The 16,390-nt window shown below is 56.0% G+C and carries 12 protein-coding genes; 6 read left to right on the top strand and 6 right to left on the bottom strand.

Annotated features, from left to right (window positions below; all coding sequences use genetic code 11):
- Positions 1-2 precede the first annotated feature (2 nt).
- From ACYAF3_RS03145 to ACYAF3_RS03130, 4 genes are read left to right on the top strand one after another with little or no spacing between them, the layout of a single operon-like run.
- Positions 3-3,395 (top strand): DEAD/DEAH box helicase, encoded by a 3,393-nt coding sequence (locus ACYAF3_RS03145; RefSeq protein WP_031756418.1) that lies wholly within the window; start codon positions 3-5, stop codon positions 3,393-3,395.
- Positions 3,379-4,869, top strand: coding sequence for a hypothetical protein (locus ACYAF3_RS03140; protein WP_003158575.1), 1,491 nt, complete (start codon positions 3,379-3,381; stop codon positions 4,867-4,869). Before ACYAF3_RS03145 ends, ACYAF3_RS03140 begins: the two co-directional genes overlap by 17 nt.
- Positions 4,869-7,325 (top strand): AAA family ATPase, encoded by a 2,457-nt coding sequence (locus ACYAF3_RS03135; protein ID WP_031756420.1) that lies wholly within the window; start codon positions 4,869-4,871, stop codon positions 7,323-7,325. Before ACYAF3_RS03140 ends, ACYAF3_RS03135 begins: the two co-directional genes overlap by 1 nt.
- Positions 7,325-9,133, top strand: a complete 1,809-nt coding sequence (locus ACYAF3_RS03130) for a hypothetical protein (protein ID WP_023082742.1) — start codon at positions 7,325-7,327, stop codon at positions 9,131-9,133. Before ACYAF3_RS03135 ends, ACYAF3_RS03130 begins: the two co-directional genes overlap by 1 nt.
- A 223-nt stretch (positions 9,134-9,356) precedes the next feature.
- Here the strand turns inward: ACYAF3_RS03130 and ACYAF3_RS03125 are convergent, their stop codons facing one another.
- From ACYAF3_RS03125 to ACYAF3_RS03115, 3 genes are all read right to left on the bottom strand, one after another.
- Positions 9,357-10,418 (bottom strand): type IV toxin-antitoxin system AbiEi family antitoxin, encoded by a 1,062-nt coding sequence (locus ACYAF3_RS03125; protein WP_003158572.1) that lies wholly within the window; start codon positions 10,416-10,418, stop codon positions 9,357-9,359.
- 255 nt (positions 10,419-10,673) lie between these two features.
- Positions 10,674-11,279 (bottom strand): MbcA/ParS/Xre antitoxin family protein, encoded by a 606-nt coding sequence (locus ACYAF3_RS03120; RefSeq protein WP_031756422.1) that lies wholly within the window; start codon positions 11,277-11,279, stop codon positions 10,674-10,676.
- 42 nt (positions 11,280-11,321) lie between these two features.
- Positions 11,322-11,807 carry a hypothetical protein gene (locus ACYAF3_RS03115; protein WP_016851939.1) on the bottom strand — a complete coding sequence of 162 codons (486 nt, stop codon included), beginning with the start codon at positions 11,805-11,807 and terminating at the stop codon, positions 11,322-11,324.
- A gap of 440 nt (positions 11,808-12,247) precedes the next feature.
- Between ACYAF3_RS03115 and ACYAF3_RS03110 the strand changes: the two genes are divergently transcribed.
- Positions 12,248-12,436, top strand: a complete 189-nt coding sequence (locus tag ACYAF3_RS03110) for a plasmid mobilization protein (protein WP_123789325.1) — start codon at positions 12,248-12,250, stop codon at positions 12,434-12,436.
- 26 nt (positions 12,437-12,462) lie between these two features.
- Here ACYAF3_RS03110 and ACYAF3_RS03105 read toward each other — a convergent pair.
- Positions 12,463-13,601 (bottom strand): IS3 family transposase gene (locus ACYAF3_RS03105; protein ID WP_125728783.1). Its coding sequence is split into 2 segments (ribosomal slippage): positions 12,463-13,352 and positions 13,352-13,601, totalling 1,140 coding nucleotides; the frame shifts between segments, so codons are not numbered across the junction.
- Between the two features lie 52 nt (positions 13,602-13,653).
- Between ACYAF3_RS03105 and ACYAF3_RS03100 the strand changes: the two genes are divergently transcribed.
- Positions 13,654-14,598, top strand: coding sequence for a phage integrase (locus ACYAF3_RS03100; RefSeq protein WP_425048777.1), 945 nt, complete (start codon positions 13,654-13,656; stop codon positions 14,596-14,598).
- Here ACYAF3_RS03100 and ACYAF3_RS03095 read toward each other — a convergent pair.
- Complete coding sequence (locus tag ACYAF3_RS03095) at positions 14,525-15,070, bottom strand: hypothetical protein (protein WP_003158113.1); 546 nt, start codon at positions 15,068-15,070, stop codon at positions 14,525-14,527. The two genes, ACYAF3_RS03100 and ACYAF3_RS03095, sit on opposite strands and share 74 nt — an antisense overlap.
- A gap of 252 nt (positions 15,071-15,322) precedes the next feature.
- Entirely contained in the window at positions 15,323-16,381 is a 1,059-nt protein-coding gene (locus ACYAF3_RS03090) for a ParA family protein (RefSeq protein ID WP_023129096.1), read from the bottom strand.
- Between the last annotated feature and the right edge of the window lie 9 nt (positions 16,382-16,390).

The following is a 16,390-nucleotide window of genomic DNA, read 5'->3' as shown; positions in this document are numbered from 1 at the left end:
GTATGGAACTTAAAGACTTTCCCATGCTGTCCGAGGATGTTCTGGCTCTCTCTACGGATGAGCGTATCGACGGTTTCCTGGCCGGCCAGGCGATCTTCCTCCAGAGCTATCAGGATGAGTGGCTGGCGGTTCAGGGCGACTCACGTGTCAGGGTCAACTGCGCTCCGGCTGACCATGGTCTATTTAGCCGTCTGGTAATGCGCGATCAGAGCCGCTGGCTACTGACCAGCAAACAGGGCAGCAAGCTGCTGGTGCAGTACTGCGCACCAGTCGAAGTGTCCGCCATGCAGCTTGAACTGGGGATAGACGAGCTGATCGCAGATGATCTCTACGGCAAGCAGGAAATCGCCGATAAGAGCATCGACCTTGCTTGCCGATGGTTCGCGGAGCAGTTTCTGGTGCGTGGGCTGGCCGAGGGGGACTGGCTCACCGTCGCGCGCTTTAGCAACAGCGCCTCCAAAGGAGGCTTCCAACTGCTGGGCAAGGGTTGGCGCGCCGATGTGGAGCAACGGCAGGACCGTGGATTGCTGATCAAACGCCTTACCCGCCACTCTCGCCGTGATGGTGCATTCTCATTGCTGATCGGCCAGTTTGCGTTTTGTGATGCCTCCGTTGCCGCTGTTCTCAATAGCGCCAGTCAGCAGGCGTTGCTGGATGCCGCGCTGCGCGACAGTGCCAGTTATTTGGAGTTGTGGAATCTCTACAACGACAAGGAATGGCAGAGTGCATTGCGGCAGGCCGAGACCCTGCGCTCACTGCGTTTCGTGCAATGTGATGGAGGGGAAGATGGACGTGAAAACGTCTGGCGTCTGACTCCGAAATCGCAGGACGACTACCGGGAGTTTCGTCAGCGATGGCGCGATCTCGAATTGCCAAGCGACACCCAGTTCGACCTGGGTACTGAGCGGCCCGACTGGGCTGAAGAGCTGACCACCGACGAGGCGAAGGCAGCCGCGAGCACGCCGCGCGGCACCGTACGCTTTGAGCCTGACTGTGTTGTCTTCAAGACTGCCTCAAACCGGCGCGATGTTCGCCCGAAACAGGCTGAGGGCTGGCTCTACCTCTCACTGGCAGGCCAGCGTTCCGTAGGCAAGAGGCGCCTTGCGGCCAAACAATCCATTGACTCGGGCAAGCGGCTGTCGCAGTTGAAGTGGCTTCTGGAGGGCGTTGCGGTGCCGGCGGCCCGGCGCCGGCCCATCAAAGGGCTTACGCCCTATGCGCAGGAAACCTTCAAGGGGGGCAAGCCAACAGAGAAGCAGGCCCTGGCCCTGGATGCTGCACTCAATACACCAGACCTAGCCATCATCATTGGCCCACCCGGTACGGGCAAAACGCAGGTAATCGCGGCATTGCAGCGTCGTCTGGCTGAGGAGGCAGAAGAGCGGAACATTGCCGCGCAGGTCCTGATCAGCAGCTTTCAGCACGATGCCGTAGACAACGCTCTGGATCGCAGCGATGTGTTCGGCTTACCTGGCGCGCGCGTGGGCGGTAAGCGCAGCGTGAGCGATGAGGCGTCGCTGATCGATCCCTGGCTTGAGCGGCATGTGGCCCATTTGCAGGAAAAAATTACCACGGAGTACAGCAAGTACCCGGAACTGGAGCGCATCAGGGATCTGTCGACCAGATTGGCGCTGGCTCGAGTTGTCGGCGCATCGCCAGCTCAACAAGTGGAAGTGTTCGACCGCATTCTGGACGGACTGCGAGGCCTGGAGCAAAGCGGTCTGGTATTGCCGCCCAGGCTGGAAAGTCAGCTTGAGGACCATATCGAGCAACTAAAAAAGCAGGCGCCAAGTTCCGCCGAGAGCCGGCCGGATGTAGAAGCCTTGAGACGCATTCGAGCGTTACGTGTCGAGACCTCCTCATTCGCTGACGATGGCCCCGATCGAGCCTGGGATTTGCTCAGCTGGTTGAAGCGTCGTGGCCAAGGTTGCAGCGCCGAGTTGCTGGCATTGCTGCAAGACGCTGCGGATAGCTCGCACCCGGCGGAATCGACCCTGCATGCGCTTGCGGAGTGCCAGGGTCGCCTACTCGAACAGTATTTGCCCGATTACCGACCTACGGAATTGAGGCGTCAGGCGGACCCTGAGGGGCAGGCTCTGCTTGATGAAGTCGACAGGCATCTGGAGAGCAAACTGCGCCAGCGCAAGCAGGGCGTAGCCTGGGTGCTGGAGCAGCTCGTCGACAGCCTGGCGATGGACCGCAATGCTGCTCAGGCTGTGGTTAACGAGTACTCCATGGTGGTGGGGGCAACCTGTCAGCAAGCTGCAGGCCGGCAGATGGCGAGTCTGAAGTCAGTGGCTGGTCTGGATAGCTCCGATATTGAGTTCGACACCGTGGTGATCGATGAGGCCGCCCGCGCCAACCCTCTGGATCTGTTTGTGCCGATGTCCATGGCCAAGCGGCGCATCGTCCTGGTGGGCGATGACCGGCAGTTGCCGCACATGCTCGAGCCTGACATTGAAGGGCAACTACAGGAGGAGCACGAGCTGACCGAGCTGCAACTGGCGGCTTTTCGCTCCAGCCTGTTCGAGCGCATGCGCGTGAAGCTGCAAGACCTGGAGAAACAGGACACGATTCGCCGGGTCGTGATGCTGGATACCCAGTTCCGCATGCATCCCATATTGGGGGATTTCGTCAGCAAACAGTTCTACGAGGCTGTTGGTCTAGGGGCGGTACGCTCCGGCAGGGCTGCGGAAGATTTTGTCTTCTCCCAGGATTTGCTGGCTGCTCTAGGGGAGCGTGAGCCGTACTACCGAGGCCGGGTATGCCAATGGATCGACGTACCTGTTGCCCAGGGCAAGGATCAGCGCCGCGGGACGAGCCGAGTCAGGGATATTGAGGCTCAGCGCATTGCTGAAGAGGTGGTAAGGCTGATGCATGCCGGAGGTGGCAGCCTCTCGATTGGCATCATCACCTTCTATGCGGCGCAACGTGATCTGATCATGGAGAAGCTCGCTCAGCAGCGGATAGAGGGTGTTGCGTTGATGGAGCGCCGCAACGGCGCCTATGAGCCGCACGAGCATTTCAAATGGGCCAAAAAGGTGCGAGGCGATGGCTCAGTCAGCCTCGAAGAGCGACTGCGTGTGGGCTCAGTCGACGCCTTTCAAGGCAAGGAGTTTGATGTCGTCTTGCTGTCCTGCGTACGTACCTACCAGCAGGCAAGGCCTGGGCAAGCCTGCGACGATGCAGCCGACGATCGTGAGAAGCAATTGAATCGCCAGTTTGGCTTCCTGCGTTTGCCGAACCGAATGAACGTGGCTATGAGCCGTCAACGGCAAATGCTGATTTGCGTGGGTGACGCGGCACTGGCAACCAGTCCCGAGGCGGAAGAGGCGGTGCCGGCATTGGCGGCCTTCTACCAGATGTGTGGAGGTGAGCATGGCAGCCTTCGTTGAAACCGGCACATACCTCAGGTTCGGTCCCGCCCCGAGGGGCAAGAAAAGGCCGGTGCTCTGGCCTGTGCTAGTGCATCGAGTGCTATACCCCGACGCCAAACGACCGCAGTTGAATCTGTTTCAGCGTGCGGTGCTTGGGTTGATTCGTGCACGCACTGTCCGCGATGAGACAATCGCCGAGCTGACCGGGCTTCACCAGAACCTGATCAAGCTGATCTTGGCTCAGGGCGTTAGTAATGGCTGGCTGGTGGAGAATGCTCAGGCCCTGACAGCCACGGGTGACCGTCTGCTAGACGACGAGGAGATAGACGAGGCCAACCTGAAAGCCGGCTATTTGCTCCAAGACGCGCTGACGGGGCAGTTCTGGCCGCGCCTGGTTGCTCAGCTAAACCAGCTCGAGCCAAGAGACCCGCTGGCCCGGTACCCGGAATTTCTGGGGGAAAGAAAGACCGGGGAGACGATCAGGCCATTCATGATCGCGAGCGGGATAAGTGATCTGCCTCCACTCGATCATGAGTCCCTGACGCTGGCCTATCGGGATTATCGCGAAGACTATCGCGCCAACCAGCAGCTGGGTCACGGCAACCAACTACCGAAACAGATCAGTTTGCAGGGTGTGCAGCGACTGGATGATGCACCGCAATCTGCGCGGGCTCTTGTCTGGGTGACGGCTGATGACGATGGTGGTGACCTGTGGGCGGTCAAGGATCCATTTGAGCTACGTGAAAATGCCTGGTGGCTGCAAGCCACGCTTCGGCGGGTAATTGATAGTGACGCAAATCTGCTTGCTCGCCTGGAGCCATTGGTGGGTATAGCGCGAGCTGACAATCAAAGCGTTGAACAGTGGCTGGAAGCATTGCGCAAGCAGACTGAGCTGCAGGTCCTGATTGAGTTCCCCTGGGTGGAGCGCCAGCCTGATATCAAGCGTCATTTGGCTGCACTGCTCGTGCGCAAGGAGAAGCTCCATCAAGGTGACAGCCACGACCAAGAGTTGGACGCGGCGCTGATGGAGTGCCAGAAGCTGCTGGAAGTCGTCATGCAGTGGCTGATTCGCACGTATCCAGCGGACGTAGGACAGCTACCAAAACAGCAACGGCCCGATCCGAAGCTTAATCAGCGGATTCTCTCAGCGCTGCAGATCCCTGCATTCACGGAGGATGTCATCAGGCTGCTGGCTAGGCAGAAGATTGATCAGGTTATCTGGGCTTGCTCAAAGCCTGAGTCCTCGCTTAAGGCGCTCACTTTTGCCGCAGCCATGGGCACTCTTAATACGCCGCAGCATCCGCTCAAGGTGCTGGGTACTCGTGAGCTGCAGTTGTCGAAGCTATTGGAGCTCGCGGATTTGCGTAATCGGAGTAGCCACGCCCAGAGCAGTTTTACCGGAAGAGAAAAAACTCAACTCACCAGCCGTATGGCGCTGGACAGTATCCAGTACGCCCTGAGCTTCACAGCATGTTTTAAGGAATGGATGTAATGGCGAAGAAGAGCTCAAACAAGTTTGGTCCTCAGCAGATGCCCGCGGCTGCAACTGCCACAGGAGGAGTGCCACGTCCTTCGCTGGAGAAGCAGATCCCTGTCTGGAGTGCTTCATTTGAGAGCGCCTCCAAGGTGTACCGGTCGTTTGGTATGAGCCTTGATATCCAGGTTGAGCCGGATTGGTTACGCAGCGTGTGTGAACGTTTCCGGGGCGACGGGGACACCGATCTTGCACGATGGATTGAGCAGTTTGCGAATGTGTGCAAAGAGCTGGTGAGGTTCAAGGAGCATCTGCACGACGAATATGCCGAGCGCTGGGAGGCGGCTAACCAGCTCGCCTTAACTGCTGAAGTAAGGGAGCAAGCACTTGCGACACAGCAGCAAGCGCTTGAGGAGGCAAGCGCTGCTTTGGAGAATGAAAAGGCTGAACTGGCAAGTGAACAAGCACTACTTGCTGGAAAGAAATCGGAGCTGCTGGATACCGAACGTTCTCTGAACTTGCGTGAAGCAAACGCAGAAGCTGGATACGCCGAGCAGAACGAGCATGCGCTACGCCAGCTTGAAAAGCGACAGCGCCAACTGACGCAGCAGCATGAAGCTCATCTACAGCAGTTGCAGGATGAAAAACGCCAACTTGATGGCGAGCTCAGTCAGGTCGCTCGGCGCTTGGCCGAGGTCAAGTTCAACTGTACTGAGGCGGAGGCCGAACGCACCAGGCAGTTGGATCAGCGTGAGCATGAAATCCAGCAGCGGAAGATAGAGCTTGATCGTGCACGTAGCAGGCTGGATCGTGAGTGGGCTGAAATCAAGGCTGCAGAGAGCGACCTGGAGCAACGTATCGCTACTGAAATGGAGGCGGAGCGTGCGAGCCATGCGCAATCTATTTCCAGGATGGAGCGTCAGCGTGACAACGCCTGGAGCAAAGCTGAGGGGTTGAAAGAACAACTGGCGGATATTCAGGAGCTCAAGCAAGTGCTGGGTGAGCAGTCGGCTGCAGAGATTCTGGAACAGCTTGAGAGCTTGCGGCAGGAAAATAGGGCCCTTAAACGCTCGCTGGAGCAGTCGGACACAGCCGAGTTGCAGCGGGAAAATGAATATCTGCGCAGCAGCAAGGCTGATCTTGAGCGAGATATCGCAACGCTGAGACCCGAGTTGGATGATCTGCGGCGAGAGCTGAGCATCAAGCGTGTTGCATCGACTGAGCTGGAGGCTGTAGCGCGGGAGAAGCGTGTGTTAGAGCAGCACAAGAATACGCTGGCTGTGCATATCGATGATCTTGAAAGCCGAATCGAGCAGCTCACCAACGCACAGAAAACCCACACGCCTTTCCCAGCCATGTCGCTCATGGACTCTCACCGCGACTATCGCGCCAGCATGGAGTTGGAGGCCGTGCCGGATCTCAAGTTGTTTGCCGAGGAGCTGCAGCACCGGATTGCCACAGCAGAAGAGCATGTAGAGCTGTTCTATCCCCTCGAAGATATTCGCGTGCTGCTGGGTGGCTTGGCCATGAGCCAATTGCATGTCTTTCAGGGTATCAGCGGAACTGGCAAAACAAGTCTGGCCAAGGCCTTTGCCAAGGCCATGGGGGGCTTCTGTACAGACATTACTGTGCAGGCGGGCTGGCGTGATCGCGATGATCTGCTGGGCCATTACAACGCTTTTGAGCGGCGCTTTTACGAGAAGGACTGCCTGCAGGCTCTGTACAAAGCTCAGACGCCACGCTGGGAGGACACCTGTAACGTCATCCTGCTGGATGAAATGAATCTTTCTCGCCCCGAGCAGTACTTCGCCGAGTTCCTCTCCGCGTTGGAGAAGAACAATCGGGACGAGCGCTTGATCAGTCTGTCCGAGACAGCCCTACCAAATGCTCCAGCCAAGCTTCATGAGGGGCGCAAGATTCTGGTTCCTGAGAATGTCTGGTTCATTGGCACGGCCAACCACGATGAAACCACCAATGAACTGGCTGACAAGACCTACGACCGTGCTCATGTGATGACTCTGCCCAAGCAGGATCATCGTTTTGATATCAAGAAAATGGCGCCGGCGAGTTACTCCTATCGTTCCCTTCGCAAGGCATTTGTTCGAGCTCGCACGGAGCGAAAGGCGGAGGTCGTGGAGTTGATACAGCGCATGACTCGGGACGCTTTCACTGAGCAGTTGGGTAGCCAATTTGCGCTTGGGTGGGGCAATCGTTTTGAGAAGCAGGCGCTGGACTTCATCCCGGTGATGCTGGCAAGCGGCGCCTCTTCAGGCGAGGCGCTGGATCATTTGCTGTCTACTCGGGTCATGCGTTCGGGCAAGGTCACTGGTCGCTACAACATTGGTACTGACGCAGTCCGAAGCTTGAAGGACGCCTTGGAGACTTTCTGGATCAAGGCTGGTCTTGATGGGGAGCCGGGAAAGTCCCTCGAGTTGCTGGATGCAGATGTTCGACGCCTGGAAGGCCGTAACTGATGTGGCTTGATCGACTCACAGGGGAACAATGTCGTCAGCTACCGCCTGTAATCGAGCCGGGGCGCTATGAGCTTGCAGCCAGTGGCCCAGCCTTCAACGGGCACACACCTGCTTTTTCAGGTGTTTTGGTGAGTGATGGCGGTGAGCGGTGCCAGTTGGGTGGTGAGGTACGGTCCTTTGTTTTACCGCAGCAGGCACAGGCTACGGCAGCAGAGCTGCTGTGCAAAGCCATAGCAACCATCGATGCCGACATGCTGCAGTTTTCATTGATGTCGCCGTTGATGCCGGCTGCGATCATTGATGCTCAGAGCCATCTGCTGCCCTTTGAGGAGCGTTTGATTGATGTGGTGCAACAAGGGCATCTGCATCAGATATCTCAGCGGCCGCGCCTGGATCTTCACTACGAGGATGAGGTGGCCGATGTCGCGCGGGCACGGCGCCTGGCCAAAGGCGCTCTGGTGTATCTGGCATCACATTCGGAGTGTTGGCAGCGGCAGACACTGAGCGGTGTGATTCCCAAGAAGGTTTTAGCGCGATTTAGCGAGGATGATTACGGCATCTATGAAAACCGCGTTTATGCCCGGTTGCTGGACGAAACTGAGCGTCATTTGCAGCGGCGGCTGTCAGCACTGAAGAGCTTGCAGGCAACATTGGACCAGGCACTGAAGTTCTATCGGTCTGAGGATGTTGATTTTCGCCTTTCTCACGAGGTTTGCCGACTCTGGGGAATGACATTTGACCAAGTGGCAACCAGCAAGGTTTCTGAGCTTTTAAGCGAAACGCTAGGGACTCTTCAGCGTCTGCACCGAACCATTTCGGGGCTGCAGCAAAGTGGCTTGTACCTGCTGGTTAGCCGGCAGGCGCAGGTTACAGGCGCGCTGCATCTGACCAACATCCTCAGCCATGACCCGCATTACCGGCATTTGGCGATTCTTTGGGATCTTCTGGCTAAGACGACGGTAGCTAATCGCGCGACGTCTGAGGAGCGATTCAGGCAGAACCAGTATCTGGCAAATGCCTATTCTCGTTATGCCGGCCTGGTTCTGCGCCATGCGCTACGTCCGTATCTGCATGGGCAAGTCGAGGGCACATGGGCTGGTAGACGCATACGTCTCCAGCAGAGCGGGTTGGAGTGGCAGTTGGTGAGCGCCGCCTCAAGTGAGCATGCTGCTGAGGACGTTCTGCTCACCGTAGTGCCCTGGCTAACCGACGTGCCTTGGCCGGAGGGGCTTCAGCATCTCCCTGTGGAGAGGTTCATCGCATGGCCCGCTATTGGGCAGGAGCCTCAACAGTCTGCATATCAGGGGCACTGGATTACTCTGTCGCCATCAGATATGTACTGCGTGGAACGCTTTGGCCTGCTCGTCGATCAGGCGCTGTACCGCATGGTGCTGCTGTCGTACAGCCAGCCGCTCACCAAAATCCCGGTCAAAGTGCTGGCTTTGGCAGACGGTATCCAGGGGGTACATGTTGACCATCAGGCCCATGCTCTGGAGGTGCGGGAGATCGTGCCTGCAGAGTCCATTGAATTGCTGAAAAATGCCTTGATTGCAGCTAACTCAACTCGGCAAGGGCTAGCACTGGAACAGCTCAACCAAGAAATACTTGCCTTGGAAAATTGCCCAGTCTGTAAAGCCAAAGCGGATCTAGTTTTTCAGAGCCCTGCTGGCTTCCGGACAAACTGCGAGGGATGTGGCACTCAGCGCTACCTGCGACAGCAAGACGGCCGATTCGTATTTGAACAAAATGTTTCCGGGCGAGCCGAATTTCTTACCTTGGGGCGTAGAGCATTTTCAATGCAGATATAGTCATGATGTCGTTTGTTCAGTCTCTCTAATACTGACAGATGAGCGAAGGGGTAGATGAATACCTTGCTCCAGTAGTAGGTGATCAGCGTCTTGCATGCTTTTGAGGTGTCGCCAAAACATGTTTGGGAGACTGCCCAGGCCTTCTGGGCATCGAGCTTTGGTCGCACTCCGTGCGGGAGGGCGTGGATTGAAACCTCGTGATGATGTTTTCCAGGTCACAGGCTTAGGCTGTCACCCATTTTTGCTCCAGTCTTTCTCTGAGATGGATTGCCAGTTCTTTATTTCTTCCACGCCCATCGAGCAGATCGAGGTACTGGATATATGGACTGGCGAAGTAGGGGGAATGCAAGGGGGAGCACTCTCGAAACTGCAGGCTGGCGCCACCACGCTCGACGATCGTGACGTTGCTGCCTTTCGGCGCGGGTTTCATATTAAGTGTTGTCCCCAGAATAGTCGCATACCCAGGTGGAACGATGATTTCAGCTGAATCAACATGGGTGAGCAAAGGGGCGTAGATGTTTGCTGCCGCTGCCCCGGTAAAGGCCCAAGGAAAGTCAACGCCAGATTCCTTTACCAGCTCGCTAAGCCGATCGATCAGCAGGCGAGGATGTTCGACGAAGGTGTACCAGCGGCTTCTGTTTACGTCTCGCTGCCGCCAATGTTCAGCCCACTCATCCAGTAGCTTTCCAGGCTGAACGAGCCTGCGCCGTTTAGTTCGACCTGCACCTTGAGATTCGCACCACTCTCGACGTTCCAGTTCCTGTAGCACGACGGAACAGGTGTATGTGGAGGTCCGTGCTTGCTCTGCGAGGTCTGCGCCTGCCATCCATTGAGAGGCGTTTTTGAGCAGTCCATGTACAGCCCTTTCACGGGCTTCTGTGAATAGATCAATTGAGTGTGAGCGGGCTGACGACGTGGACGGACACTCGATATTGATGAGCATTTTTTCCGTATGCAGAAAAAGACTTCCGCTGCGTTCGAAGAAGGCGTAGCCCTTGTCTTTGAGTGTTGACTTCGCTCCGGGGCTGAGATGCGCCGCGGCGATCAGCTTTATGAGAGTCCCTGGCATTGCCAACTCCAGTGCATCAAGGCGCCACAGCACACCATGGATATCTCGGGGATAGGCAGTTCGGATGACCTCAATCGCAACAAATGCGGGTTCCCCATCCCAGTCGATCTTGAGCAGGCTAATGGAGTGAGCAGAGGTAATGATCGTGGATCTGGATTCTGCTTGAACGCTTCTGCCGAAAGCCTTTGTCAGGGCCTGCCTGACTAGCTCAAGCATCTCTCGTTCGAAGTGGGACTGCTGGTGTCTAACCACGGAGTGTGCCATCGCAGATTTTGTAATCCAGATTGATTAGCTGTACAGCTAATCAATGCAATAGAGCTAATAAAGCGACGCTTAGGTCAGAAGTCCATGTTGTAGCAGACACCTTGGGGTAGTCATCCCTTGGCGTCGGCATTGCTTCGTGACTGCTATGCATCACCAATCGATACAGACTGGCTGGTGTTGATCTGATGGTTGGCCAAGCGGATTCGATTACCGGAGCACTCCATATTCAATCCGCCCGATCAGGGTCATCACATCATGAAAGCCGTTGTGCTCTTGCAGTTGTTCGACAGGAGATTTCATACCAAAGGCTCTGGCTGGCGATACCAACCAGCGCGATGTTTGGGTTGAGTTGAGGGCGAAGAGCGCGAGTGCTGCTTCCAGTACCTCAGTCAGTGATTCCCCTTGCCTGAGCCAGGCGCTCGAGTCTGGCGGTGACGTTTCACTGTATTTCTCATGGTGCTGGCAACGAGCGCTAAGCCAGCCATCGCGTTCGTGGATGCAGCCTGGGGCTCCGCATAGCTCGCAGATGGACTCCGACAGCCTTTCCACCAGATCCACCATAGTTGCGACGTAGTCATCGCCTCCGTGGTAATAAAAACGAAGCCCACCAAATTTTTCCTTTATCTGTGAGGCAATGGCCTGTTCCGAACCTGTGTGATCGATGTGCTGTTGTATCAAATCGCATGCCGCGTAGATCAGACCGAACCATCCGTCCTGGCATTCGAAGCCGAATAACTGAAGGCATCCGTGCCCCTGCGCAGGGAGAAGCTTGGGGTACTGTGAGCACAGGATGGATTCCAGGTTTTTGTCCATAGGTGTTTCCCTCACTCAAGAGCTAGGTGATTCGTGCTGCTCTCAGAACCAGGAGTCCTCCAGCGCAAAGCCATGGGGTAGGAGTACTTCGTTGATCGCCCCGCAGGTCCGTTCGCAGCGACGCAATTCGCAATCGGTGAATGACACTGCCAGCGCGAGCAGCCAGCTCAGTTCGTGCGAGTGAATCTCTAGTGGATCGCAATACCAGACCTGCACGATCGAGATGCTCGGGTCCCGGAAGTGGAAGCCATCGACAAGCTGAAGCGACCCCTGCCTGTCTCGCCAGCCATCAAGGCTGATGGCATAGGTTTTCTGCCAGTTGTCCGCCAGCATGCTGATTTCACTCAGGGCACTGATACCGGCGAGCGGAAGACCCGATGCGTCGAGATCCCTCACGTAGAAGTCCCGGATCCTGGGGTTCGAGATGCAGTCTCTGACTTCTGTCAGGGAGATCATTCCGGCCTCGTAAAGGCTGGATTGCACCTGCTCGACCAGTCCAGGTTCATTGATCATACGTAGCTGGGCCATTGGCACCTCCTTTCCCAATTCGGTTTTTCTTCGGCGATTTCGGTGGCAATGAGCCAAATACGGCAGACGACTACCGCGTATGGCCACGCGCGGCCGAAGTCGGAATGGCATGGTCGAATTCGGACGTTAGGTGTCCAAATTTGGAAAAGGAAGGCCTGAATGGGAAAGACACTCGACGACAGTAGCGCTCACAAAAGGTGACTAACCTGGGGGTAAATGACCAGAATTTCCCTGGAAAACGACCAAGTTTCCCTGTCGGCGTTTTTCGCAGGTTTAGCTGTGAGATACTTTATTTGAGGCCGCGCGATTGCGAGCAAAGGCGTTGTACGTCACTTCGTTCCTACCAACGCGGCTCGCTTTTTCGGCGCTTCGCTTGAAAAAGAAAGGCGTACTTAATACGTCAATAGCATTGATATAAAAATAATAACAAGGTGCTTATCATGGATAGAAAAACAGCGAGGCTATGCCTCCGAATAACTCCTCACGACAAGAAAATCATCACCGCCAAAGCACGTGGTCTCCATCTCAGCGTTGCCGATTGGCTGGTCCGGGCCGCGCTGGATCGCGAAATCATTCCGCCGATTCCAGTCTGGGACGCTGAGTCGATCAATCACTTGTCCCGCATCTGACCTGCCCCCAGTTTTAGTACCGCTGCCTAGTTAGTAGGCCCTGGGGTTGATATTAATTTTTCCTGCTTCAGCTGCTGCTGGCGAGTTCGCCAACTTGCAGCAAATTCTGCCGGGGTGAGATTGCCAATCGCGCTGTGCGGTCGGTGTTCGTTGTAATCCCGCCGCCAGGCCGCGATGCGGATTCTCGCTTCGGCCAGCGAACAGAACCAGTGCTCATTGAGGCATTCGTCCCGGAACTTACCGTTGAACGACTCGATGAAGGCATTCTGCGTGGGCTTACCAGGCTGAATCAGCTTCAGCTTGATGTCGCGCTGATAGGCCCATTGATCGAGTGCCTTGCCGGTGAACTCGGGCCCCTGGTCGGTGCGGATCGCCTGCGAGTAGCCGCGAAACCGCGCCATCTCGTCCAGCGCCCGTGTGACGCGAAAGCCGCTGATACCGTGCTCCACCAGGATGCCGACCGACTCCTTGGTGAAGTCATCGACCACCGTCAGGCATTTGATCCGCCGCCCGGTGCTCAGTGCATCGAAGACGAAGTCCATCGACCAGACCTGGTTTGGTGCGCTCGGCAAACTCAGACGTTCGCGCTCCACCGCGACGCCATGGCGGCGGCGACGCCGTTTCACCATCAAGCCGGCAGCGCGGTACAGGCGATAGATCCGCTTGTGGTTGACCTGCACGCCAGCACGCCGCAGCAGGATGTGCAGGCGGCGATAGCCAAAGCGCCGGCGCTCTTGGGCCAGTTCCACCAGTTGGGCTTGCAGCTCGGTGTTTTGCACACGGGCTCGCGGCTGGTAGCGCAACACCGAGCGGGACAGCCCGATCAACTGACAGGCACGACGCTCGGAGATGCCGGTTCGCGCCTGCATCTCCTGCACCGCCTCCCGCCGTGCTGTCGGGCTTACCCTTTTCCCCGGGCGACCACTTTCAGCGACTCGATGTCGAGGTGGGCTTCGGCGAGCAACTTCTTCAATCGGCTGTTTTCCAGTTCAATATCCTTCAACCGTTTGGCGTCCGCCACGGTCATACCGCCAAACTTGGCCCGCCAGGTGTAGAACGAGGCATCACTGAAGCCGTGTCGGCGACACAGTTCCTTCACCGGCACACCGGCCTCCGCCTGCTTGAGGAAGTCGAGAATCTGCTCTTCGGTAAAACGCTTTTTCACTGCCGTCTCCTGCTCGGAAAACGGACTCTACTAAGTTTGACGTGGTACTGAAATCGGGGGGGGGCAGGTCACAAAACCGAAAGATCGGCGCCGATTCTCTGAACTGGTCCTGCTTTGGTATGAACTGCACGGCCACTCCCTGCGCGATGGAAAGCGGCGCTTGTCGAAGCTCCAGCAATTGACGGTTCGTTTGGGTGATCCGGTAGGGGCTGCACTCGATGCGTCTAGCTATGCGCAACTGCGCCGCAAACGGCTAGAGAATGGGATATCCGGGAAGACGTTGAATAACGAATTGGGCTATGTGCGGGCCGTATTCAACGAATTGAAAGACCTGGGCCAGATTGACTATGCCAACCCGTTGGTAGGGGTGAAACCTTTAAAGCTCCAAGAGCGTGAGCTTTCTTGGCTGACGACAGAACAAATCACGGAGTTGCTAGAAGCGATTCGCAGCGGCAGTGACAACCCCCATACGGAACTGGTGACATTGCTTTGTCTTGCCACGGGGGCCCGTTGGTCTGAGGCGGAAAAGCTGATTCCACAACGGCTACAGGGCAACGTCGTGACCTATGCCGGAACGAAGTCGGGGAGGGTGCGCCACGTTCCGATCCCCACCGAGTTGGCCGACAAGATCAGGGTGCATTGGCGAACGCACGGCCTGTTCTCGTCCTGTATTACCTCGTTCCGCCGCGCCCTAGAGCGGACCACAATTCGGCTACCGAAAGGGCAGGCGAGCCACGCCCTACGACATACCTTCGCCAGTCATTTCATGATGAATGGGGGCAACATTCTCACTCTTCAGAAAATCCTGGGGCATTCCACTCTGACCATGACCATGACCATGACCATGACCATGACCATGCGCATCTATCTCCCGACCATCTGCAAGATGCGATCAGGTTTGGGCCGCTCGATAAGTCAGGGTACTAGCTCAATACTTGTACCCAAAGGTCATGCGCAAAGTAGCCTATCAAACCGCAAGCCGCTCCCAGACCTGTGATGGTTGTCGGGATTAGGAAGAAAATCCACACCCGATGTGATCTGCGTTCAAAGTCGACGTGGGCAGCATCGTATTGTGCTATCACGTGGGGGCCTTTCTGACCGGCCAAGATACGGTCCACTTTGCGCATGTGGAGCGCTCCCCAGCACATCTTGATTAGCTCCCAGCTAATGAAGAGAACTAGCGAAATAAGGATTAGCAGGCCGGTGATAGAGAATAGAAGGGTGGGCACCTTTTCTGAAAGCGTTGACCAAAAGGCGAAGAAGCCCGCATAGCCAGCGACAAGAATCAAGTTGGTGTAATTGAAGGCGGCGGCGATGTGCTTGTCATTTAGCTGCTGCGCAGCTTCGATTTGCTTGTCCAACTCGTACCGATTCTTGAAGGTCTGGAACTGGTCCATGTGCTGCCCAAGGTGGTTGATGCTGTCATTGACTTGCCGGGCCCATCGCTCCCAGTCCGTTTCGTACCTCACGCCGTCCTCTCCCCTGGTCGGTGGTTTGCTAATTTTAGTGGCGAAAACGATCTGTGGCTAACTGATGTGCTCGATCATTTCAGGTTCCGCTCGACACTTTTTCGACAGCAGTGGGTTGAATGCAAAAAGCCCCTGAAATTCACTAGGAAAATCAGGGGCTTATCGTTTGCGTTTGGTGGAGCCGGGGGGATTTGAACCCGCGTCCAGCCTAGAGCTGGCGCGGGCTGACTGGCCAATGCTGCCATTAAGCTGTCATTCGATGGCGGTAACAAGATCCACTAGGTTTGGAACCTGCTTATCGAGCTGGCTCTGATTGACAGTCACACTTTTGCCCAGAACGTTGGCTTGCCCTGCTCGTAGCGTCGAGATGGGGGTTCCTATCGCACCTGATACTACAGAAGCTGAATTAGCATCATTGACTTCGTATTGGAACATTGCTTTGAAAAGTTTTTTGGTGTTGGGGATTGCCGTGCCGTTGGGGTGGATGCAGAAAAGGTTAGGATTCGCTCTCCATACATCGTAAATTTCGTCACCAATCTCGTTTACCACAGTTTTGAATGCGGCAGCAGATGATTGATTCATCTGAGTCAGCCTATTGCCAATATACATATATATGTCTGGGAAGCTCATCCGATATCTTCCGGTGTTGAGGAAGAATTCGGATTGTTGCTGGCCAGGCTGGCGCGCAATACCATAAACGAGGGAGAGCACGGCTCGAACAGCCCGCTTGCTGGAGCCATCGGCCGAGAAGGGGATCAGAAGTCTATCAGCTGCGGACATCGCAAGCTCTGTATACACTGAGAAACTTGGATTGCAATCAATGAATACTGTGTAATCAGTTTGATTCCAGCTGTTTGCGATGTCGTTGATCAAGTCGCTGAGCCAAGTATGAACAATTCTCCAGGCATCCTGAGGACCTGGGAATGTGGCGGACATCACCCTTGAGGCTTGTATTTCAAGCTGTTCATCTCCAACAACTAAATAAAGGTTGTCTGGGACGTCGTGGTTTATGGAGCTAGCCTGTGTTACGAAATTGGCACCGGTATTTGGATTGACGTAGGGGCTTAGAATCCGATCTTCGATGTAGCCCGAGATCGTTTTGCGTGGGCTGGCCGAGTGGATGGTGTTTAGCGCATTTTCTCCATCCTCAATCCCACCTAGGATCATTGATGAAGAGTTCGCTTGAGGGCACACGTCGATGACCAGCACCCGCTTGTCGGGGTGCTGAATCGCGTACTCGGAGGCGATTTGGAACGTGAGATAGCTCTTTCCCACCCCTCCTTTGTTGTTCCAAAGTGCGTAAATTGCCATTGCTGCCTC

The sequence above is a fragment of the Pseudomonas sp. TZ252 genome, assembly GCF_056110345.1.
Note: the sequence above shows the minus strand (reverse complement) of the source record. Positions and strands in the feature narration are given on the sequence as shown.

Bases quoted from the DNA above. Each gene is read 5' to 3' on its own strand.
- ACYAF3_RS03145 (WP_031756418.1), top strand. From the start codon at position 3: ATGGAACTTAAAGACTTTCCCATGCTGTCCGAGGATGTTCTGGCTCTC.
- ACYAF3_RS03140 (WP_003158575.1), top strand. From the start codon at position 3,379: ATGGCAGCCTTCGTTGAAACCGGCACATACCTCAGGTTCGGTCCCGCC.
- ACYAF3_RS03135 (WP_031756420.1), top strand. From the start codon at position 4,869: ATGGCGAAGAAGAGCTCAAACAAGTTTGGTCCTCAGCAGATGCCCGCG.
- ACYAF3_RS03130 (WP_023082742.1), top strand. From the start codon at position 7,325: ATGTGGCTTGATCGACTCACAGGGGAACAATGTCGTCAGCTACCGCCT.
- ACYAF3_RS03125 (WP_003158572.1), bottom strand. From the start codon at position 10,418: ATGCTTGAGCTAGTCAGGCAGGCCCTGACAAAGGCTTTCGGCAGAAGC.
- ACYAF3_RS03120 (WP_031756422.1), bottom strand. From the start codon at position 11,279: ATGGACAAAAACCTGGAATCCATCCTGTGCTCACAGTACCCCAAGCTT.
- ACYAF3_RS03115 (WP_016851939.1), bottom strand. From the start codon at position 11,807: ATGGCCCAGCTACGTATGATCAATGAACCTGGACTGGTCGAGCAGGTG.
- ACYAF3_RS03110 (WP_123789325.1), top strand. From the start codon at position 12,248: ATGGATAGAAAAACAGCGAGGCTATGCCTCCGAATAACTCCTCACGAC.
- ACYAF3_RS03090 (WP_023129096.1), bottom strand. From the start codon at position 16,381: ATGGCAATTTACGCACTTTGGAACAACAAAGGAGGGGTGGGAAAGAGC.